General features: G+C 36.8%; 16 protein-coding genes, 1 riboswitch and 2 other annotated features. Of the genes, 3 read left to right on the top strand and 13 right to left on the bottom strand.

All coding sequences use genetic code 11. The annotated features are described in order from the left end of the window. Positions 1–17 precede the first annotated feature (17 nt). The 4 genes from IGK21_RS03240 to IGK21_RS03225 all read right to left on the bottom strand — a co-directional run bounded on the left by IGK21_RS03240 (position 18) and on the right by IGK21_RS03225 (position 4,840). The gene (locus tag IGK21_RS03240; protein ID WP_010738322.1) at positions 18–1,448 is read right to left on the bottom strand and encodes an amino acid permease; all 1,431 of its coding nucleotides are present in this window, start codon (positions 1,446–1,448) and stop codon (positions 18–20) included. A 29-nt stretch (positions 1,449–1,477) separates the two neighbouring features. Next, entirely contained in the window at positions 1,478–2,686 is a 1,209-nt protein-coding gene (locus IGK21_RS03235) for an ammonium transporter (protein WP_010738323.1), read from the bottom strand. Between the two features lie 403 nt (positions 2,687–3,089). Then, positions 3,090–3,683, bottom strand: coding sequence for a YczE/YyaS/YitT family protein (locus IGK21_RS03230; RefSeq protein WP_010719897.1), 594 nt, complete (start codon positions 3,681–3,683; stop codon positions 3,090–3,092). Between the two features lie 269 nt (positions 3,684–3,952). Next, a complete protein-coding gene (locus tag IGK21_RS03225; protein ID WP_010738325.1) occupies positions 3,953–4,840 on the bottom strand; it encodes a hypothetical protein in 888 nt (295 codons plus the stop codon). A 348-nt stretch (positions 4,841–5,188) separates the two neighbouring features. On the opposite strand from IGK21_RS03225, the gene IGK21_RS03220 reads away from it, so the two are divergent. Then, positions 5,189–6,526 carry an amino acid permease gene (locus IGK21_RS03220; protein WP_010719900.1) on the top strand — a complete coding sequence of 446 codons (1,338 nt, stop codon included), beginning with the start codon at positions 5,189–5,191 and terminating at the stop codon, positions 6,524–6,526. Between the two features lie 131 nt (positions 6,527–6,657). Then, the gene (locus IGK21_RS03215; protein WP_034699754.1) at positions 6,658–7,101 is read left to right on the top strand and encodes a DUF305 domain-containing protein; all 444 of its coding nucleotides are present in this window, start codon (positions 6,658–6,660) and stop codon (positions 7,099–7,101) included. Positions 7,102–7,170: 69 nt separating this feature from the next. Here the strand turns inward: IGK21_RS03215 and nhaC are convergent, their stop codons facing one another. The 7 genes from nhaC to mgtA form a co-directional block, all read right to left on the bottom strand. Next, entirely contained in the window at positions 7,171–8,583 is a 1,413-nt protein-coding gene (nhaC, locus tag IGK21_RS03210; RefSeq protein ID WP_010738327.1) for a Na+/H+ antiporter NhaC, read from the bottom strand. A gap of 373 nt (positions 8,584–8,956) precedes the next feature. Then, positions 8,957–10,192: a M20 family metallopeptidase gene (locus IGK21_RS03205; protein ID WP_034699752.1), complete on the bottom strand. Its 1,236-nt coding sequence runs from the start codon at positions 10,190–10,192 to the stop codon at positions 8,957–8,959. Positions 10,193–10,266: 74 nt separating this feature from the next. Continuing rightward, positions 10,267–11,103 carry a MetQ/NlpA family ABC transporter substrate-binding protein gene (locus IGK21_RS03200; RefSeq protein WP_034699750.1) on the bottom strand — a complete coding sequence of 279 codons (837 nt, stop codon included), beginning with the start codon at positions 11,101–11,103 and terminating at the stop codon, positions 10,267–10,269. A 13-nt stretch (positions 11,104–11,116) separates the two neighbouring features. Continuing rightward, complete coding sequence (locus IGK21_RS03195) at positions 11,117–11,797, bottom strand: methionine ABC transporter permease (RefSeq protein WP_034699748.1); 681 nt, start codon at positions 11,795–11,797, stop codon at positions 11,117–11,119. A gap of 1 nt (position 11,798) precedes the next feature. Next, the gene (locus IGK21_RS03190) at positions 11,799–12,872 is read right to left on the bottom strand and encodes a methionine ABC transporter ATP-binding protein (RefSeq protein ID WP_034699746.1); all 1,074 of its coding nucleotides are present in this window, start codon (positions 12,870–12,872) and stop codon (positions 11,799–11,801) included. 62 nt (positions 12,873–12,934) lie between these two features. Then, positions 12,935–13,172, bottom strand: a binding site (T-box leader). A gap of 39 nt (positions 13,173–13,211) precedes the next feature. Continuing rightward, positions 13,212–13,447, bottom strand: a binding site (T-box leader). Between the two features lie 76 nt (positions 13,448–13,523). Beyond that, positions 13,524–14,195, bottom strand: a complete 672-nt coding sequence (locus IGK21_RS03185; protein ID WP_034699744.1) for an HAD family hydrolase — start codon at positions 14,193–14,195, stop codon at positions 13,524–13,526. 436 nt (positions 14,196–14,631) lie between these two features. After that, positions 14,632–17,280 (bottom strand): magnesium-translocating P-type ATPase, encoded by a 2,649-nt coding sequence (gene mgtA / locus IGK21_RS03180; RefSeq protein ID WP_010738332.1) that lies wholly within the window; start codon positions 17,278–17,280, stop codon positions 14,632–14,634. A 347-nt stretch (positions 17,281–17,627) separates the two neighbouring features. After that, positions 17,628–17,802, bottom strand: a riboswitch (M-box (ykoK) riboswitch). Between the two features lie 219 nt (positions 17,803–18,021). On the opposite strand from mgtA, the gene ndk reads away from it, so the two are divergent. Further along, a complete protein-coding gene (ndk, locus tag IGK21_RS03175) occupies positions 18,022–18,465 on the top strand; it encodes a nucleoside-diphosphate kinase (protein ID WP_010719910.1) in 444 nt (147 codons plus the stop codon). A gap of 113 nt (positions 18,466–18,578) precedes the next feature. Here the strand turns inward: ndk and IGK21_RS03170 are convergent, their stop codons facing one another. Both IGK21_RS03170 and IGK21_RS03165 read right to left on the bottom strand, forming a co-directional pair. After that, positions 18,579–19,490 (bottom strand): helix-turn-helix domain-containing protein, encoded by a 912-nt coding sequence (locus IGK21_RS03170; RefSeq protein WP_081127822.1) that lies wholly within the window; start codon positions 19,488–19,490, stop codon positions 18,579–18,581. Positions 19,491–19,992: 502 nt separating this feature from the next. After that, complete coding sequence (locus tag IGK21_RS03165; protein WP_034699739.1) at positions 19,993–22,068, bottom strand: LTA synthase family protein; 2,076 nt, start codon at positions 22,066–22,068, stop codon at positions 19,993–19,995. Positions 22,069–22,141: the final 73 nt, after the last annotated feature.

The raw sequence follows: 22,141 nt of genomic DNA, 5'->3' as shown, positions 1-22,141 counted from the left end.
TAACCAGCTTTCAATTTTTATTTATTATTTGCATGTTGAAATTTATGACGACATGCATAAATCGTAAAAGGAATAACTGCAACAATGAGATATGAAATGACTAAAATCGTTTCATAGATTCCATGTTGTCCTGCAGCAATACTTGAAGGTGGTACAAAAGAAATACAAAAGGCAAATAGTGAAGTCAATAATCCTAAACAAGCGACAATAGTTTTGACAACTTTTCCACCTGGCACTTGATAAGCCCGTTCTAATGAATCATCTTTGTAAACTAATTTTAAATAGCCAATAAAAAACATAAAATACAGCATCAAATAGATAACTACTGTTAGTGACATAGCTGCAAGGAAGGATAAATTATTTCCGCCACCACTTAATGTAAAGACAGTTGCCCAAATGGATGCAACGATCCCATTAGCAATCATTAAGTTTGCCGGTACACCATAAGCATTTTCTTTCGCAAAATGTGCGGGTAATAAACCTTCTTCGGCAGCCACATGTAAGGCTTTAGATGGTGAAGTGACCCATGATGCAATTTCTCCAATAACCCCTAAGCACACTAAGATAGCAAGAATTTTTGCAATCCAAGCAAGACTGGGATCAATGTGTCGCAATAAAAATTCAAGAGATTGAATAACCCCTGTATTGAGTGATAATCCTTGTTGAGGAACAGTTGTTGCCACTGTCAATCCACCAAACGTATCCAAAATAATCGCTAATATAACTAATACGAACATCGCTAGTGGATAATTCTTTTTAGGATTTTCCATTTCATTTGCATGACTAGCAGAGGTTTCTACCCCCATATACGCTAAAATAAATGAAACAAAAACGACTAATGTTGGTAATTTTGAGAAATCAGGTATCAATGTTTTCATTGATAGTGTCGTTTGTAAGGGTGCGCCAGAAGCCACATAGTGGATACCTAATCCGAATAGAACTAGTGCTGGTAACAAGATCCCTGCAATAAACCCGATCCGAGCAATCAATGAAGTATATTTTGTCCCTCTTAATTGAGACAATAAAATAGCCCAAAAAATAATTAAAAGAATCGCTAATTTCAAAAACTTATTATTTTGAATCGCAGAGATTCCTGTTGCATAAGATAATGCTCCTGTCAGGAAATACAGCATCGTTAAGTAACCAACTGTGATTTCAAACCATTGGAAAAAGATAGCAGCAAATCCAAATCTTTTACCTAGCGTGCGACTTACCCAAGTGTAGACACCGCCTTTTTCCCAGCCTTTAACAGTTGCCATTTCAGCCGCACATAATGCTACCGGAATAAACCATAACAAACCGCCTAGCAACAGGAAGAAAACCAAACTAAAGCCCGATGTCGCAAATGTTGGGTACTCATAAAGTGAGACAACCATTGAGATCGTCATGGCTAAAAAGCCAAAAAATGTTAATTTCTTCGCAGGAATTTTCGCTTTGCTTTCTTGCATGAAACTTCCTCTTTTCTACTATATTTAATTTATTTATTTTCAAAAAACGTGAAATCTAATCCTTCTTCTTGTTCTTCTTTCGTCGTCGTGATGATCGTTAGACACATGATGCTCTTTAAGATACCTGCTGTGAGCGCATAAGCGTATAAGGCAACTAGACAAACACCGATGATTTGAACACCTAATAGGAACCAGCTGTGTGAATCAGAGAGCAAATGAGCATTTGTAGCAAAAAGCCCAATTAAGATGGTTCCAGTAAAACCACCCATGCCATGTACACCCCATACATCAAGTGCATCATCCCAATTTTTCTTCTTACGAAATGCAACAGCATACTGACAAACAATTCCGGCAATGATTCCGATGATGATGGCACTTCTTGGATTAATATAGCCTGCACACGGTGTAACTGTTGCAAGTCCAGCGACAGAACCAGTTAAAATGTCGACAAAATCAAAACCATTCCCTCTGATTTTCGCTAAGATCAACCACGTCATCATCGCAAATGCCAACGCAACAAAAGTTGAACCAAAAGCATTGACCGCTTGGTAATCTGCTCGGAGTGCCCCTCCAGCATTAAATCCAAACCAGCCAAACCAAAGAAGACCTGTTCCAATAGCTGCTGCCATCAAACTACTATGTCCTGATCGTTCAGAAGCAGGAATCTTTCTTTGTCCAAGTGTCAAAATACATGCCAGCGAGCCGAACCCTGCAGTCGTATGGATGACAGCACCACCAGCAAAATCTCGGAAGCCTAATTGTGCTAAAAATCCGCCTCCCCATATCCAGTGACAAACAGGGAAATAAATCAGAAGATTCCAAAAAATCAAAAGCAAAACATAACCTTTAAGATTCAATCTTCCAGCAAAGGCCCCCGTCATCAATGGAACGGTGATTACGATGAACATCAATTGATATAAAAAGAACATCAAAAAAGGAATCGTTGCTCCATGTAATAAATTAGGTGCGTTAGAGACATGCTTCATTAAAAAAAAGTCAGCTGGATTACCAATTAGTCCACCGATATCTCTACCGAAAGCTAATCCAAAACCACCAAATATCCACATCAAAGTTGTTATTCCTACTGAAAGAAACGACTGTGCCATAATGGTTGTTATGTTATTTTTCCGTGCCAGCCCGCCATAAAAAAATGCCAAGCCAGGAGTCATCAAGCAAACCATTGCGGTACATAAAATCATAAATGCTGTATCACCTGTATTGATAGGTAAATGATTCATTCGTTTTCACCTCTTTTCTATGGTTTGAGTATAAGAAATTTTAACATCTGTTTTTTGTTTATCTTTTTGCGTTTTGTATCGTCAAATCCGAAATAAACTAAAATATTGGTCTAATTACTTCTTAAAAGTCTTACCTTATTTAATATGTATCCGTTTTTTTAATCACTTTATCTAGCTGTCTGATGGATTTCCAGAGAAAATCCGCACAAAAATAATGCTGTTTTTTGTTTTTTTATTTTGTTATCGTTCAACTTTTTGAACAAAAATAAACTTTCTCTTTATTTTTTTCATTAAACTGAATCATTAGTAAACAAAACAAAAAAGAGTCTGGATATCAATCCGACTCTTTCTATGTAATACATATAAATATGATGTTCGATTTGCACAGAATTGCTTCACACGTTTAAACTCTATTCAATTGCTTTAGTGTTAATCCAAAGATTGGTCCAATCGCTAGTACACATAGAAGTGTTCCGATACCAATAGGGGCACCTAATAATACGCCTACAACGACCATTAGTGCATCTAAACCGATCCGAATAAAAGTTAAACTGAATCCCGTAAATTTATAAAGCAATTGAGTCAGTGCTTCTAGTGCGGCAGATCCTTTATTTGAAGAAACATATAATCCCGCTCCAACCCCAAATAAAATAGGAGCTAAAAGAACTGCCATGATCGAATAGCCAGTCATGTTAACTGAAAGTTTATTTAGCCATGGTTCAATCTGTCCAATCAGTAATCCCAATCCAAAACCATTGATTAAACTACCGATCCCTAATTCTTTTCGATTGAAGATAGCAACGATTCCTAACACTACTGCATTAAACAACAAACTAGCTACCCAAAAGGGAATATCGATCAACGTCAACATTCCTAATAAAAAAACACTGATCGTATCTGCGCCTTTATGTGCAGTGATCAATAATGTGATCGCTAATGCAATCATACTGGTCCCTAAAATCACTTGTATTATTTTTTTTCGTTCTAATCTATTCATTTTTCCTCCATCAAACCAAAAGATCCGCTTGTTGAACGATCAGATATTAAACAAATGACGATACATTTATTATATCTGATACGCCAACTAAACCTATGGAGCCTATTTTACTATTAAATAGGAAGAAATAACTATCAACTATTACGGCTACCACTGAAATAATTAACGTAAAAGGAAGCGATTTATCTGGTATAATGAGAAAAGGTTTACATCGTTAAAAGAACGACTGTTTTTCTAAAAATTTCCCCCGCTTTTTCACCCATACATTCTTAATCTTCTTTATGATACTCATATTTTTCAAAGTCTACTTTATCTAGCCATAAAAACCTTTGAGCCCAATTATTGACATCAAAAAAGTTTAAGATGTTCGGATCAACTGGCTGAAAAGGTGAATGCAGGAATTCCGGCAATTCATCCAAATTTCGTTCCTGAAGTAAAAAGATATTTTGAGGATTATAAAAATAGTAGCTTTTAATTGCTTCATTGTCAGTCACTAACTTTTTCTCAAAAAAACTAGATTCAAAAGTTCGTAAAGTGACTCCTTTTTGTCCTGCTCTCATGAGTTCTAAAATTCCTTGTGATTGTGCGGTCAATGCTAAATAATCTGCGTAAGAAAGATAATTCGCCTGCTCATTTCCTCGTGAAGGTAAAATATAATAATTGGTTGTAAGTCCACGTTGTTCAAATTCCTTGCGATAGCTCTCTGCTAGCTCCTTACGACCATTATCAGTGGCACCAAAAAACAAATCAGAAGTGACTTCCACCTGAGGAATCTTCATCTTTTTAGAATAAAATGAACTATTGTGGCGTAATCCAAGTTTTTGCGCCTCTATCCGGTCAAAATGGTATATTTCATCGACGGCCGATTCGTTTTGTGCTTGTTGAAGCATTCTAAAGTGTTCCTCTTCTTTCAAATGATTCCAAAAGTATAAAACGATTTTAGCTGTTGTATAAGGGCGGATCTTCGCAGCTATTTCCGTTTCGAATCCATAATCTAAAAAAACGATCAATTCATATTCTTTCAATTTGGGGTGGAAAAAATTAAAATACACTGGATCTAATAAATCTTTTCCCGAAATGACATCTAATGAATCAATCGAGGGTAAAAAATACAACGCTTTATCTTTTGCAACCAATAAGATAGGCAATTTTGACATTCTGGTTTCCTCACTTTCCTATGACCATTATGGTTCATTTGATTAATTCAATAGTAACATGAAAATTAGTGATTTTTTGCTATCATAATTTCTTCCCTTAGGAAAAGACAAACAAAACGCTCTCTTATTAGGGTTTGCTCCTACTATCAAGTTTTACGCTTACATAGGAAATTTATGACAAACATATGATGTTTTCATTAAAGTAGAAATTTTTATTTACAGAATTGTTGAAATTGTCAGATAATTTGCTATGATATAAAAAGTTATTTTTCTACTTAATATAGTTATCAATCATTTGACTGCGATTGTTTCGTCGTCAATAGTTTAGTCTTAGAAAAGGGGTTGCTTATGGAGAAAACTGAAACAAACAAACTAAAAAAACAACTAAGTTCCAGACACATCACGATGCTAGCACTGGGGGGTGCTATTGGTGCGGGACTATTTAAAGGAAGTGGCGAAGCTATTGGGATTGCCGGTCCTGGTGTCTTGATTGCTTTTTTGATTGGTGGGGCTGTTTTATTCATCGTAATGAATGGTCTTGGTAAATTAGTTTTAGATGACGGGGATACCCAGCATGGATTATCGGGGCTTGTTCGACCTTTTTTAGGTGCCCATTCTGCTGACTTTATCGACTGGGTTTACTATTCATTATGGACGATCAATATTATTGCCGAAGCTGTAGCGGCAGCATCCTTCTTACAATTATGGTTTCCAACGATTCCACCTTGGACCTTTGTCTTAATTCTAGCCGTGTTGACAACGTTGATTAATTTATATTCTGTGCGGTTATTTGCTGAAACTGAGTATTGGTTGGCATTTGCTAAAATCAGCGTAATCATATTGTTGATTATCTTCGGGATATACCTGGTAGGTCATCAAATGTTTGACATTGGGGTCTTTCCTACACTAAACAGCATTACAGATCATGGTGGCTTTGCCCCTCATGGTATGAAAGGAATCGTCAACTCGTTACTCGTAGTTATTTATTCTTATGGTGGTTCAGAATTGATTGCGATCACAGTAAGTGAAGCCGACAATCCCAAAAAAGCGATTCCTAAGGCAATTCGTGGAGTAATGGGACGAATCATTTCATTTTATATCATTCCATTGTTCTTGTTGTTAATCATTTTCCCTTGGGATACCTTGGCAAACTCATCTGCTAGCCCATTTGTGATGGTATTTGAAAAAATGCATATTCCATTTGCCGCTGATCTTGTAAACTTTGTGATCATCTTAGCGCTCTTTTCATCCATCAACTCAGGTGTATATGCTTCTTCACGTTTGCTGTATTTCCGTTTAAAAGACAAAAAAGGTGCAGCAAAAAAACTATCTGTTTTAAATAAACACCATGTTCCACAACGTTCCGTATTATTTTGCGCAAGTGTTTTATATTTAGGCGTTGTTCTTTCTTACTTTGTTGGTGACAAACTATTTGGCTATTTGGCTGGTTCTCTTTCCTACACTGTCTTAGTCATCTGGCTTATGATCAGTATTGCAGCCTTTATCCTTGCATTAAAGAAAGGTTCTCTTTTTGAAAAAGGGGTAAACTTATTAGCAATCGTAGTTTTAGGATTGATCTTTGTGGGAATCTTCTTCACTAATTCAATTGGTGTGACATTATTGACTGCCCTTCTTTACTTGGTGATTTTCTTTAGCTACCGCAAGAAAAATGATATCTTTGCTTAAAAGCCCTATAAATAGCTTGAGTTCCTTAAGCCAAAAACAAGCAACTAAGTTGTACCAAACAATTTAGTTGCTTGTTTTTTTGTAAGCTGAGAAGATAAAAGTTGGGGGAAAAATAAAAGGAGTGTTTTTAAATGAAAAAGTATTGGAAATTTTTATTAATGATTGGGGTATCGACCGTCATCATGTTTGGTATGATGTATTTGAATGTCTACTCGATCGATCATCTTTTCTTTAGTCGTACACGGGTGTTCATGGCATTGATGATGGGCGCTGTAATGGCGATCATCATGCTCTTATTTATGTGGAAAATGTATGAGAATAAAACATTGAACAAAATCATTTTAGGGGTAAGTGTCTTAGTATTTGCCGGTTCTTTGTTTATGGTCCGTAGTCAAACAACAGTCAGTGATGTCGCTTGGATGAAAGCCATGATCCCTCATCATTCGATTGCTATTTTAACCAGTAAACGTGCCAATTTGAAAGATCCTGAAGTCAAGAAATTAGCAAACGACATCATCGAAGCGCAAGAAAAAGAAATCGAACAAATGAAGAAGTTGATTGAAGAACAAAAATAAGTATATCGTAAAAAAACGCCCGAAACATTGCTGTTTTGAGCGTTTTTTTGATTCAAATATTCCGAGAGTTTATTCGTTTGTATCGATACCAAGCGTTCCATTCGGCTTTTCGTCTATTTTTTCGATCCCTAATCCAGTAAAGGCGCTAACCATTGAAAAAACTGGTGAGAGTAAACTGAAAAAGACAAATGGTAAGTATGTGAGGGTTGGAATCCCAAAGGTACTAGCTACAAAGCTGCCCGCAATTCCCCAAGGTACAAGGTAATTGATCACTGTGCCACCATCTTCTAACGTTCTACCTAAAACAGTTGGGTCAAACCCAGCTTTCTGGTAAGTTTCTTTGAACGCATTCCCAGGTAAGATAACTGATAAAAATTGTTCTCCAATAAAGAGATTGACACCAATACTTGTCATCAATGTGGTGAAAATCAATTTTGGTGTATTGGTCATTTTCTTAGAAACGACATCCATAACAGTTGAAATCAAACCGAATTCAATGAGTAATCCACCAAGTGATAATGTTAAAATGATCAAAGAAACAGTTGGCATCATACTTTCGATCCCACCACGACTAAGTAATGAATCAATTTGTTGATTGCCAGTAGTTGCAACGAATCCAGATTCAATCACTGTCGCTAAACTACTAAGAGAAGTTTGCGGATTCTGAATAAAGATCATCCCCACCGCCACAGCTATATTTAATAGAATAGTCAAGATAGCTGGTACTTTTTTCCAAGCACATAATAACATTAAGAACAAGGGAATCAACGACCAAAAAGAAATTGTAAAGTTTGCTTCCAGAATATCAGTGACTTCTCGGATAGCCGTTAGACTAGTTTCTCTATTTGTGTGTCCAAGAACCATGAACAAAAAGAAGGAAACGACAAAAGCTGGAACCGTAGACCACATCATATGTTTGATGTGCTTGAATAAATCGGCATCAACGATTGCTGCGGCTAGATTGGTTGACTCTGACAAAGGAGACATTTTATCTCCAAAAACAGCACCTGAAACAATTGATCCCACGACTAACGCTGGATTAATTCCTAATGTCGTACCAATACCGAAAAATGCGATCCCAATCGTTGACATGACAGTAAAAGCACTCCCTACTGCACTACCGACGATAGCACAAACAACAAATACAGAAGGAACAAACCACTTGACACTTATCAATTTAAAACCAATAACCATAAGTGTCGGGATAATTCCTGCTTGGATCCACACCGCAATCAGTGCGCCGACTAATATAAAGATAAAAATCGGAATGATTCCCGGTTTGATTCCATTGATAATTCCTTCATGTAACCACTCTGTTGGGTATCTTTTCACTACAGCGTAAAGCATGATCATTCCAATTGCTGCTAAGATCGTAATGTTTGGTGATAATTTTAATCCGACAACCCCAATTGCTATACTTGCCACAATCACCAATAAGACAAATACAGCTTCTTTAAAACTCGGTTTTCCTTTTTTCTTCATAATCATTCTCCTTTTTTAGTTAATCGAAGTACTAAAAAAGAATAGATATCGAATGACTCCGCCACAATTCATGGGCATTTCCCCCTCTAATCAAACAAAAAGAACTATTTTCAACTAAGGACGAATGACTCCGCGGTACCACCTTAATTAAAAACAGTTCTGTTTTTCACTTTGATTTAACTATTTAGTTTTTATTCCTTTTCATGTAATTCGACATTTCGGCTTGATCGGTTCGCAGCTACCACCGACTTTCTGAACAAAACACCTGAAACGCTACTATGTGAAAAGTTGACTTTCATGAAGTTTACCTTCTGCGAGATTTTTTGTCAATACAAAATGACTATTTTTTTTCAAATCATAAATCATTATTTATTTAAAAAGTCGAACCAGTTAACTGACTTTTTTCTAAAAGTTGTTGGTGTTCTTCCTGAATCTTTGTCAATAAAGCTGGTTGTTCGAATAAATCTAAAGCGGTAGCCGCTAATAGTTCTGCTGCAATGGCGATCGATGCCAACCCTTTTTCACTTTTTGCGGCTGCTTTAAACTCTTCCGAATGTCCAGCGATATACTCATCTGAAATCGAAATAGTTGGTTGAATCGTCGGAATCACTTGACTGACATTCCCTACATCAGAGGACCCTAAGCTGGTCTTTTCTGTTACATCGATTTCCGTTTCTGGAACTCCAGCTGCTTTTGCATGTGTAAAAAACAACTCATCGAAAGAAGGTGTCGGAATCATATGATCTACCGCATTTTGAAACAAACCAAATTCATAGCTTGTGCCCGTACTTAACGCAGCCCCTTTCACGATTTGTTCCACTTTTTTAAAGACTATATCTAATGTTTGGCGATTGCCAGCACGTAAATAAAAACGTCCTGAAGCATATTCAGGGATGACGTTAGCAGCAACTCCGCCGTTAGTGATGATCCCATGGATATTGACATCTTTAGGTAATTGTAATCGTAGTGCGTTGATACCATTAAAAACTTGGATCAGTGCTTCTAATGCGTTTACTCCCTTTTCGGGTGCTGCAGCAGCGTGAGAAGCAACTCCATAAAATTTGATATCAACTGGATCATTAGCTAGCGATTCGGTTGTTTTTCCGTAACGGTAAGCTGGATGAGCACATAAAGCAGCCGCCACATCGTCAAATAATCCCTCACGAACAAAGCTCCCTTTCGCTGAACCATTCTCTCCTCCTTCTTCCCCTGGTGTTCCATACACTCGGATCTCACCACCAATTTCGTCAATTTGTTTCTTAATGATACTCGCGGCTAATACGGAATACGTTCCAAAAAGATTATGTCCACACGCATGTCCAATTCCAGGAAGTGCATCAAATTCAGCTAAAAATGCAATCGTCGGACCTTGTTTATCTGAGCGATAGCTAGCAGCAAATCCTGTACGGTGTCCAGCGACCTCCTTTTCAACTGTAAAGCCTTCTTTTTCTAACTGGCGAATCAATGCAGCAGATGAATAAAATTCGTAATTGCTCACTTCTGGATGTTGATGGATATCCAAGGCAAGTGCTTGATATTCTGGTAATCTTTCTTGGATCGCTTCTTTCAATAAACTGGATCGATTCGTTGAAATAGTTGATGTAGTCATAAAAAAATTCCTCCTTGTATGCTGGCTTCCGATAAAAATTTCTAGTTCATTTGAGCTGTACTTTCTGATGATGCTCATTTACGACCAAAGGTTTTCCATGCTGGAACACTCGAACCTTTTGACGTTTCTTCAATGACTTTAGCAGTTGCTTCAGTTTGATAAGTATCAACGATTTTTTGATACGTACGGTTTGTTACATCTTCTTTTCGGGCAACAATGATGTTGACATAAGGGCGGGCACGATCATCCACTGGTTCTAAGAAAATTGCATCTTTCGTTGGTGTGAACCCTGCATCGACTGCTACCCCACTATTGATGACCGAAAGACTCACATCGTTTAGCGCACGTGCTGTTTGCGAAGCATCCAATTCTGTGAGCTTAAGTTTTTTATCGTTTTCTGTCACATCAGAAATCGTCGGAGTCTGTCCCTTCGATGGATCAACTTTGATCAGCCCCGCTGATTGAAGAAGAAGTAAAGCGCGTCCCCCATTGGTTACATCATTAGGGATGGCTACTTTTGCACCTTCTTTTACTTCCTCAATCTTTTTGATCGTATTGGAATAGATTCCTAATGGGGCATTTACGGTGTTTCCGATTGAAACTAGATTTGTGCCATGTTCTTCATTATAGTTATCTAAAAAGAACTGGTGTTGAAAGGCATTCAAATCAATTGAGCCATCAGCTAAGGCCGCATTTGGTTGATTATAATCGGTAAACTTTACATATTCTAATTCAATATTCTCCTTTTTTAGACGTGCTTTTACATCGTCCCAAACATCTGTATCTTCACCAATCACCCCTAATTTGACAGTTGTTTCTTTTGTTTTTGTATCTGCCTTTCCTTGACTACAGCCTGCCAACCAAAATAATGCGACGAATGTCACTACAGCAAATCGAATCACTTTTTTCATTTTTTCTCCTCCATTAATGTGATATTTTTTTAATTAGAAAATTACTGATAAATTGACTTAAAAACACCAATGCCAAAATCAATAATGTCGCAACAACCGTTACGTCTGTTTGAAATCGATTATAGCCCCGAGAAATAGCTAAATTTCCTAAACCACCAGCTCCTACAGCACCTGCCATTGCGGTTAAGCCAATAACATTGATGATCGTTAAAGCTGAGACACGAATGATACTAGGTAGTCCTTCCAGTAAATAAACACGAAAAATGATACCCAATGGACTCGTTCCCATTGCTTGTGCAGCTTCGATAACACCGGGATCAACTTCAAGCAAGGCATTTTCGATTTGTCGAGCAAAAAAAGGAACGATGCCGGCAATCAAAGGAACTAGTGCTGCCGTTGCTCCAATTGTTGTTCCGACAATAAAACGAGTCGTCAATGCAAGTAAAGAGAGTAAAATGATAAATGGAATGGATCGTACGATATTGATCACCTTATCAAAAAGTTCAAAACATAAGCGGTTTTCAATTAATCCTTTAGGGCGGGTAACGACTAAAACCACCCCTAATATAATGCCCAAGATTCCCCCAATCAAAGCAGACCAGAAAGTCATATATAGTGTTTGCTTTGTTGCTTCAATGAATTCATCTGGGATCAAATAAACATTTGGCAGATAGCTTTTGAGCCATTCGTTCATCTTAAACGCCTCCTTCAACGAGTTTGCTTCTTTCTTGTGTTTCATGTTTTTGTAAGAGATTGACTTTGACACCTAATTGGATCAAATAATCTAGAGCTTTTTGTTTTTGAATGCTATCTCCCGCTAAAGTTACCACCAAGCTACCTATCGGTGTTTCTTGCAGCCATTCGATATTGCCATAAAGAATGTTTGCTGTTACTTGGTATTTGCTATACAACTGGGCAATCAATGGTTCATTCGTTTGGCTCCCCACATAACTCAGTTCAACTAGCCATTTATCCGTAAGCTCTTCTGCAAAGCCTTGCTGTCCAGTAATCTTTTCCAATGCTTGATCTAAGTGAGTCGCTGTACGTATAAAATCTTTCGTTAGTTCTTCTTTTGGATGACTAAAAATTTGAACACTACTTCCACTTTCGATGATTCGTCCAGCTTCCATCACCGCCACTTTATTACAAATTTCTTTCACTACTTGCATTTCGTGGGTGATCAAGACGATCGTTAATCCTAATTGGCGATTTAATTTTTTGAGCAACGCTAGAATTTGATGAGTCGTTTTTGGATCAAGGGCACTCGTCGCTTCATCACAAAGCAATATTTTGGGATCATTTGCTAAAGCTCTCGCAATCGCTACTCGTTGTTTCTGTCCTCCAGATAATTGGTTGGGATAGGCAGAAGCTTTTTCCTTTAACCCTACTAAATCCAGTAAGTCACTTACTTTCTGACGACGTTCCTGTTTTGATTTCCCAGTATACTTTAAGGAGAAATCAACGTTGTCAAAAATTGTGCGACTTTCCATTAAGTTGAAATGTTGAAAAATCATACCAATCGTTTTCCGTTCTTTTCTTAATTCTTTTGGTGTGAGATCACCTAAATTCGTCTGTTGGATGATTACTTCCCCCTTCGTTGGTTTCTGTAAGAAATTCATCACACGAACTAATGTGCTTTTTCCTGCCCCAGAGTAGCCCACAATGCCATAGACATCTCCTTGAGCAACTGATAAATTCACTTCATTGACAGCTGGGATGTCTTTACCTTTTTGCTCAAAATGGACACTGATATTTTTTAACTCAATCATTCGTTCTCCTCCTTGTTGTATAATAAAAAAGGCATCCTCAAGAAAATGAACTCAATCATTTCCTTGAGGACGCCTTTTTGCGTGTTACCACCTCATATTCAAGCCACATTCACATGTCGCTCCTCTTCAAGTACAAACATACTCTAGCGAGATACCGGTCGCAGCCGTTACCGCCTCACAAAATGCTTGGGGTAAAATGCTCAGTAGCCATTTTCCAATCGTTCCTCTTTGCTTCTTCTCAGCTCCCGAAGCTCTCTGTTAAAAGATTTCCAACTGTACTTACTACATCATTGCAAAAAAATATATAAAAAAAATCCTCTTACCAACAAAAAATGTTAGTAAAAGGACGACGAATCGTGGTACCACCTTTATTCGGAAGTTTCCTTCCCTCTAGCCAACGTCTCATTCCTGAGAGATTGGGGTTCAGTTTAACGGTTGAACGACGACCGAATTTATCTACTTATCGACAAATTATTCTCCAAGGCCATTTTCAACTTTGCGGATTTGACTCTTTTCACCAAACAGAGCCTCTCTAAGAAATCGTTCAAGTTTACTTTCCTTATCAACGAATAAACTTATTTAGTTGTTGCGAATAATTTACCGTACTCATAATTAAAAGTCAAGGAAGAAGTTTACAAAAAAATGATTGAATTATTTTGTTGTTTTTTTATCTAACATTTCAATAACAGTTCGTAAGTCGTTTCCTTCAGCAAGTAAATTTAATTTTTCTTTTTCTTCTGCTGTATAATTTCGTTCAAAACTAGTATCTGGAATTAAAACAACGCCCATCCCAGCTCGGGAAGCAGAAGTAGCTCCAACTAAAGAATCTTCCACTGCAAATGCTTCTGAAGCAACTAATTTTGTTCTTTCTAAAGCGGTTAAGTAAGGAACAGGTGAAGGCTTGTTTTCACTTACTTCATCACCGAATGTCATCGTATCAAAATAATTAGCCAAATCAAATTGGGCTAAGATATCAGTCGCTCTTTTAGTAACTGTCGTTGTTGCTAATCCAAGTCGTAAGTCTCGTTTTTTTAATTCAGCTAAAACTTCTTTCGCATAGGGTTTTAATTGTATCCCACCGTTATGAAGCTGTTGATAAAAATATTTTTCACGCTTGGCACGAACTTCTTGAACTTTTTCAGGGCTTCCAGCTGCTTTCACTAAAATGTCAAAACTTTGCTTCCAGTTTTTACCTCCCCAAGCATCTACTACTTCTTTGGGAATCGCTAAATCATACTGTTGGAATCCCCATAACCAACCATCACGATAAGTTTTCTCCGTGTCAACTAATAGTCCATCTAAATCAAATATTGCGCCTTTCATTTTTCACTATTCCTTTCAGAAAACAATATCCATAGTTTAGCATGTTTCATTGTTATTTGCACAGAACGAATCATATTTTCCTTTCATAATAAAATGAAAGGTGTAGAAAAAAATGAGTCCGAGGCACTTTTGAAGTGCCCCGAACTCATGATTAGAGGTGAGAACGGACGGGTAAACGGTGTTCATTCATCAACTCCTTGCAATAAGCCCGAATTTTTCAAAACATGAGAAGCTGTTTTAAAAAAATTCTTTCTTATTGTCTTCGGAGCTAACCGATGACTTCACAACCTCTTTTTCACGGTGTTCATTCATCAACTCCTTGCAATAAGCCTGAATTTTTCAAAACATGAGAAGCTGTTTCAAAAAATTCTTTCTTATTGACTTTGGAGCTACCCGATGACTTCACAACCTCTTTTTAAATGGTATTCATCAACCATTACAATAGTTCACCAAATTTTTTAATATAGAATTTTTTGACCATTGTCACTAATGTCAAGTAAGCTAAAATCGTTACGACTAACCAAGTCCAGTAAGTTCCTGGTAACGGCATCAAACCTAGTTCTGCACCAAAGCCTGTAAATGGCAGAATCGAACCTACAACGATTCCTAATGTCGTAATCGTAAACATCGCAAATGTCGCATTGCTTTGAATAAATGGAATCTTTGGTGTCCGTAGTGCGTGTAGGACTAATGTTTGTGACCATAATGATTCAACGAACCAACCTGCATGGAACAACGCAATAAATACGATCTTTTGTTGTGCATCTAATGTATGGAAATCTCCACCTACAACTGCTGGACAAATGATAAAGTACATCAATAAGTAGGTAGTGATATCAAAAATCGAACTCGTAGGTCCAAAATACACCATAAATTTCCCAATGCTTGATGCTTCCCATTTTTTAGGCTCATGTAGATATTCTTTATCCATTTTATCCCATGGAAGTGAGATACAAGACACATCGTAAATCAAATTCAAAAAGAGAATTTGCAGTGGCAACATTGGTAAAAATGGTAAGAATGTGCTGGCAACTAAGACAGAGAACATATTCCCAAAGTTTGAACTTGCAGTTGCCTTGATGTATTTCATGATGTTCCCAAATGTTTCTCGACCAGATAAAAGACCTCTTTCTAAAATCGTTAAATCTTTTTCTAGTAAGATCACATCGGCTGATTCTTTTGCGATATCTACTGCTGTATCAACCGAAATACCGATATCCGCTACTTTCATTGCCGGTGCATCATTGATACCATCACCTAAAAAGCCCACGGTATGGCCATTTTGCCGTAAAGCAGTCGTTAAACGAGCCTTTTGTTGAGGATTCAATTTAACAAATACTTCATGATTTTCAGCAACTTGTGCTAATTCGCGATCATCCATTTCTGAAATCTTTTCGCCAGTGATCAATTCATTAATTTCCAGACCCACTTGACGACAAACCGAACGAGTGACTAATTCATTATCACCAGTTAAGACTTTGACTGCGACACCATGATCTTTCAATGCTTTTAGTGCTTGTTTCGTCGTTTCTTTTGGAGGATCAAGGAAAGCAAGGTATCCAATCAATACCATATCTGATTCATCTTTCACTGAAAATTCGCCAACTACGCTTGGGTTTGTTTTTTGGGCCACTCCGATTACACGTAGACCATCTTCATTTAAATCTCTCACTTTTGCAAGAACTGATTCTCTTTTTTCATTGGTTAATGGACTAACGATCCCATCAATGTCGATGTAATTAGAGATACTCAACATCTCTTCGATCGCACCTTTGGTAATCATTTGTGTTTTACCTGCGGTGTCCTCTACAACGACACTCATCCGACGACGTTCAAAGTCAAATGGAATTTCATCCACTTTGCGGTAATTGATTTTATCGGTTGCTAATGTTTGTTTGGCTTCATCAATAATTGCTACATCCAACAGATTTTTTAATCCTGTTTGATAGTAACTATTTAAATACGCATGGCGTAAAACACGATCATCTTCTTTACCAGAACAATCCATGTGGTATTCTAAAATGATTTTATCTTGAGTCAATGTCCCAGTTTTATCCGTACATAACACGTCGATCGCACCAAAGTTTTGGATCGCATTCAAATTTTTGATGACCGTTCCTTTTTTCGCCATCACACTAGCACCTTTAACTAAGTTCGTAGTAACAATCATTGGTAACATTTCAGGTGTAAGACCGACTGCTACAGATAAACCGAATAGAAAAGCTTCCAGCCAATCCCCTTTAGTCAACCCATTGATAACGATAACTGTTGGTGCCATTAAAGCCATGAATTTGATCAATAACATGGATGTTTTATGAATACCAATTTCAAAGCTTGATTTGATCGGCTTTTCAGAGAGCGTTTGAGCCACATGTCCAAATAATGTTTCATTACCAACAGATACAATAATACCTTCAGCACTCCCGCTGATAACGTTACTTCCCATAAAAGCCAAATTTTCATAACTAGTTTCACTCAAAGTCTCATCATCGTAAACAATCGCTTGCTTTTCGACAGGGTAACTTTCACCAGTTAAGGCAGCTTGTGAAATAAATAAATCTTTGGCTGACAACAGGCGCATATCTGCAGGAATCATATCACCTGCTGATAATCGAACAAGGTCTCCACAAACGATTTCTTCCATTGGAATCTCAGTATAATCACCGTTACGTTTAACTGCTGCGGTTACTTTTACCAATGATTTTAATTTTTCTGCGGCTTGGTTAGAGCGAACAGATTGAACCAACGTCATCGTTCCACTGACGATGACCATCGTAAAGATGATAATTACTCCAAATAAATCTTTATCCCCAGGAGCGGCTAACACGTATTCTGTGATAAATGAAATCACTCCGAGTGCAATCAATACCAAGGTGAATGGTGTAATATAAGCTTTTAAAGCTTCTACAATAAAGGGTGTTTTCTTCCCATAAGAGATTGAATTTTCACCATATTTTTCTCTTGATTCTTCAATTTGTTCGTCTTTCATTCCTTGATCAGTCGAATGAAAGAAGTTCAATAATTCTTGTTTTGTCTTTCCTGCAAATGCAGCATACATTTTTTGTGTATCTCTCTTTTTTTCCATCTCATTTTTCTCCTTAGACCCAGTAAATATAAGCAACACTTATTTAAGCTGGGTTATTTTTAGTTAGTTGAGTAATGGAGAAAATGCTGTATTTAAAGGGGCTGAAAACAGATAGATAATAGCCTCAGCCAGCAATTTCTCTCGCATTATTTTCTTCGCAGGACTGTCATCCATTTGTTCTCATCTCCTTTAACTTGATAGAATTGTTCTTGTTTCTCTTTCGTTTTAAAAGCATCAACTTCCCAACGAAACCACCTCCATTTTTTGTTTGTTAGGATTGTTTCAACACAAAAAGACCTTTCATCAAAAATTCAGCGAAAGGTCGAAAAAGCACATAAAAAAAAGCTTCTTTGATCTCATCGTTGAGTTTTGACACTGTACAACGTAAAAAGCAATTCCTTGCTTTTAGCTACCTTATGAAAAGCCTTGTCTCGACAATTCCTGTTCTACCCATTGGCGTCTCTCGACGTTTTTGGGCAGTAGCCTGTGTTTGTATAGGAGCCTCACCTAACAAATCCTATTTAGTTTTCCTTCGTAAATATAACAACTTATGCACCGATTGTCAAACTTATTTTTTGCTTTTTCCAAACATTTATGGTAAATAAATTGTTTTTGATTGATGGGGTTAGAAAATTCTTATTGTACTTAATAGCTCGTATGTTGATCAGCTTTTTCACTTTGATTGTGGGTTTACTCAGACACCAGTATAATAAAGGTATAACAAAAAAAGGGGTGTATCAGATGGAACGTACATTGGTCATTATCAAACCGGATGGTGTCAGACGTCATTTAATTGGGCGGATCATCCAACGATTTGAAGAAAAAGGATTAGCAATTACTGAAATGAAGTTTGCAACAATGACAAAAGAACTCGCACAAGAGCATTATCATCACTTAAGTGGTCGGAGCTTTTTCGATGAATTGATTGATTATATGACCTCGGGACCAGTAGTCTATCTTGTTTTAGCTGGAGAGGATGTCATCGATATCGTCCGTAAGATGGTCGGTGCAACTAAAGCTGTAGATGCTGTTCCTGGAACGATTCGTGGAGATTATGCCTTACCTGGAACTGAAAATATCATTCATGCATCTGATTCAAGAGATGCTGCAACCAATGAAATCAATCGTTTTTTCCCATTATTCGATACAAAAAAGCAAAAATCTGAGATCGTTCATCCTGAATGACCAAACAGATTTGCTCTTACTGATAGTTGAGTGAAAGAGCAGAAAAGTACCTGACAGTTCGTTTAGTCAATGATTGTTGCAAGGTCTTTTCTACTCTTATTCACTTGTCTTACTTATTCTTGTTCTATCTTGGCAATCTGTTCAAACAGCATTATTTTTTTCTCTTCTTCTTTTATCACTTCCAAGAGTTTCTCTTCAAGACGTTTGCGCTCTTTCTTGCCTAGGGTATATTCGATGACCGTAAAAAAAGTATTCAGCTCTTTTGAAAGTGGCTCACCTAAGGCTTGTGCAATCAGCTTTCTGTAGTATTCTGTCATCAAACTTTCATAAATGATTGTTGATTTTTCTTTGTGTGCCAAACTGCGAGACATATCGAGGTTGATACTACGCGCTTTTTTGAAACGTTTTTTATCGATATAATAAAGCGTGAGATTCATTAAAAATGTAAATAAATAGTCTTCATTCAAAGAATCGGTCATTTGTCGCATTCTTTTTTTGATTTTCAAGTAATGATTGTCTAGAAATGAATCACTGAAAATATAGGGATACTTGGAAAGAATGTCTAACTCAAAATGACCATATTCCCTGATTTTCATAAAGTATTCTTCAATCGTACGACACTCATATCCTAGAAATTCTAATTGCAACTCCATTTTTCCATTCGTCTGCCAAAACATCTGTAGATTTAACATTAAATAGTATAAATCAGCTGTTTTTTTATATTGCTTTCGGTTGTTGGCGATTTCCTTATAAGGATCAAAGTTCTCTTCTTGGATTTTATTTAAAAGATGCCGACTTTTCTTCGTTTTTTTGGGTTCTTCAAGCTGATTACGTAACCATTCATATTCGGCCAAAGAAATATTTAAGCGTTCCAAGAAGGCTTTTAGTGTACAAAAAGAGATCTTCTTTACGGTATGATTTTCGATTCCTACTAGAGATGTTTTAGAACAGATTCCCTTTGCTAACTGTGTTTGTGTCAACTTTCGATTCACTCGAAGTTGCTTGATTAATTCTCCATCATACATAATTGATCGTTACCAAAACCAATAACTGAGTGAGTGCCATGTACGAAACAGTTGATCTTTCATCCTTCTTGTAACACTTCTACAACACGTATCACATGACCGTTTGTATGATAAGAAATGTTTAGCCAAAGTGTTGAAAAATAAATTAGCTGCTTGGATCTGTGCTTCTATATGTACATGTTCGTTCATTGCCAGTTGTTGTTTTGATTAAACGTTTCCCCTCCTTGTTGTTTCTGATTTTTATTCTTCGGTCAACCTATAGCTGACAAGTTTATCCTATTTTCCTTTTCTATTTTTATTTGATTCAACTGAATTCAGCCATCATTTTTTACACCTATCCAAATTTCCTCGGATTTTTCACTTCCAAAAGAATCGCTGTAAAAAATTTGTTTCCTTCACTAATTACATACGCTAAAATAAAAAAGTTTACGAATTATATAAAAAAAACTTCCAAAAAAGTGAAAACAAATCGACTTTTTTGGAAGTTTTATCAACTATTCATTTAATTATTCTCATCTGTTTCTGCAGGGTAAAGGTTAGTCGTTGTTTTATTTCCATTTTTAGAATAAACACTCGTGGACTTGCTTCCTTTTTGTTTTTCAATGGTTTCATTTTTCTCTGCATCATTTTTATAATCATACTTTTTGGGATCAATCGTTTTAAAGTTATCTGGTACATAGAAACGTAATAGATTCTCTTGATTCAACTTATCAGATAAACTTAAAGCCGTTTTGACTTGATTCTGATCTTTTTCCACTTCTTTTTGGATACCAGCTTTTTTAGGATCAATGATTTCCCCTGTTTGGTTATTATAAGTTTTTCCATCTAAAACGGTATATTTAGGTGTCACAAAATTACCATTTCTAAAGGCAACCAACTGATCATGCTGTGGTGAAAGCAAATCTGTACCAAAATGGATATAGTCTTTATCATTGATTCCTACTAAGTGTAACAGGGTAGGTAACACATCAATTTCGCCACCATATTCATGATTGATCTCACCTTTTTTATAACCTGGAATGTGGAACATCAATGGCACTCGCTGCATTTGAGCATTATCAAAATCATCCCAAGTAGCAGGGTCTTTTCCTAAGGCTTTCGCCAAGTCTTTATTATCCGTATTGGATATTCCAAAATGATCTCCGTAGATGACAAACATCGAATTTTGATAGATACCGGATTTTTTCAAATACGTAAAGAATTGTTCCAACGATTGATCTAAATAATGAGCTGTCCGGACGTAATCATCTACTCTGCTATTGCCAGTCTTCAATGATGGGAAATTAAAATGTTTATCGTCTGTATAGTATGGCGTATGATTGGTTACCGAAAGAAACTTAGTATAGAACGGTTGTTGTAAATGTTCCAAATATTTAGCTGATTCTCTGAATAAGTCCTTATCTAAAATACCATATCCCAACGTTTCATCTGAACTATTGAAATAAGAACGATCAAAGAAGTTGTCATAGCCTAAATTTTTATACACATGATCTCGGTTCCAGAAGCTCCCGACATTCCCATGGAAAACCGCGCTCGTATAGCCTTGCTGTTGCGCCAAGATTGCTGGAGCAGCTTGGAACGTGTTATCTGAACCTAGCTCGGTAAACAAAGAACCTTGTGGTAAACCAAAAGTTCCCGTCTCTAACATATTTTCTGCATCACTTGTTTTTCCTTGCCCAACTTCATGGAAGAAATTATCAAAGCTGATCGTTGATTGATTCTTATAGATACTATTTAAGAATGGCGTTACTTCTTGACCATCTACCTTCATATTGATTAGAAATTGTTGGAAGCTTTCTAAATGCAAGACAATGATGTTTTTCCCTTTAGCCACGCCAAATGTTGCTGGATTGGGAGCAGCATAATGATTTTCGGTGTATTTTCTCACTTCTTCCACACCATTACTACTTGCATGCGCACGAACACTGCTTGTCATCCCTGTTTTGATAGCATCGTAAATAGTATAGGCATCGATTCCCAAATATTTGACGATGTAAGAACGGTCAAACGTCCGTTGCAACAATTGGGGACGATTTGCTTCACTAAGCGCTAAATTTCCTGAAAAAATCAACGCTGACAGACAAGTGACTGCGATCGCCACTGGTTTAGAGACTGCAGGACTTTTTACTGGTATTTTTTTAACAAACATCCAGATGATGAGTCCTACAAATACTAATATATCCAACCAATACAAAATGTCATGAGGTCTCATTAATGCAAAGGAACTTCCTGATAAACCTTGTGAAACTTTAGAAAAGCCTAGAATAGACTTTACGGTCACGAAATCTGTAAATTCTCGATAAAAAATAATATTCAAATAAAGCAAAAGCGTATTTAAAATATCAATGATTAAAAGAACAATCAATGCGGGTTTCAATTTTTTTATATATAATGCTAAACCAAAAAACAACAATGTCGTTGCAATTGGATTAATCCACAGAATAAAGTATTGGATGCTGCCTTCAACGCCCAATGAAAAATCAACGTAATAGGCAAAGATCGTTTTCAGCCAAAAGAAAAAACTAGCTGTCAAAACAATCAGCAAACGATTTTGGCACAATTTTTTCAAATGTGTCACAAGTATCACTTCTCTCTTTTATTTTTTTTTATTCTGCTCCTAAAAAATGAAAATTTCCTAAAAAAAGGGTTAT

Origin of the sequence: Enterococcus sp. DIV1421a, assembly GCF_051711025.1 — a bacterium.
GTDB lineage: Bacteria > Bacillota > Bacilli > Lactobacillales > Enterococcaceae > Enterococcus_B > Enterococcus_B hirae.
This window is presented reverse-complemented; position numbering and strand designations above follow the sequence as displayed.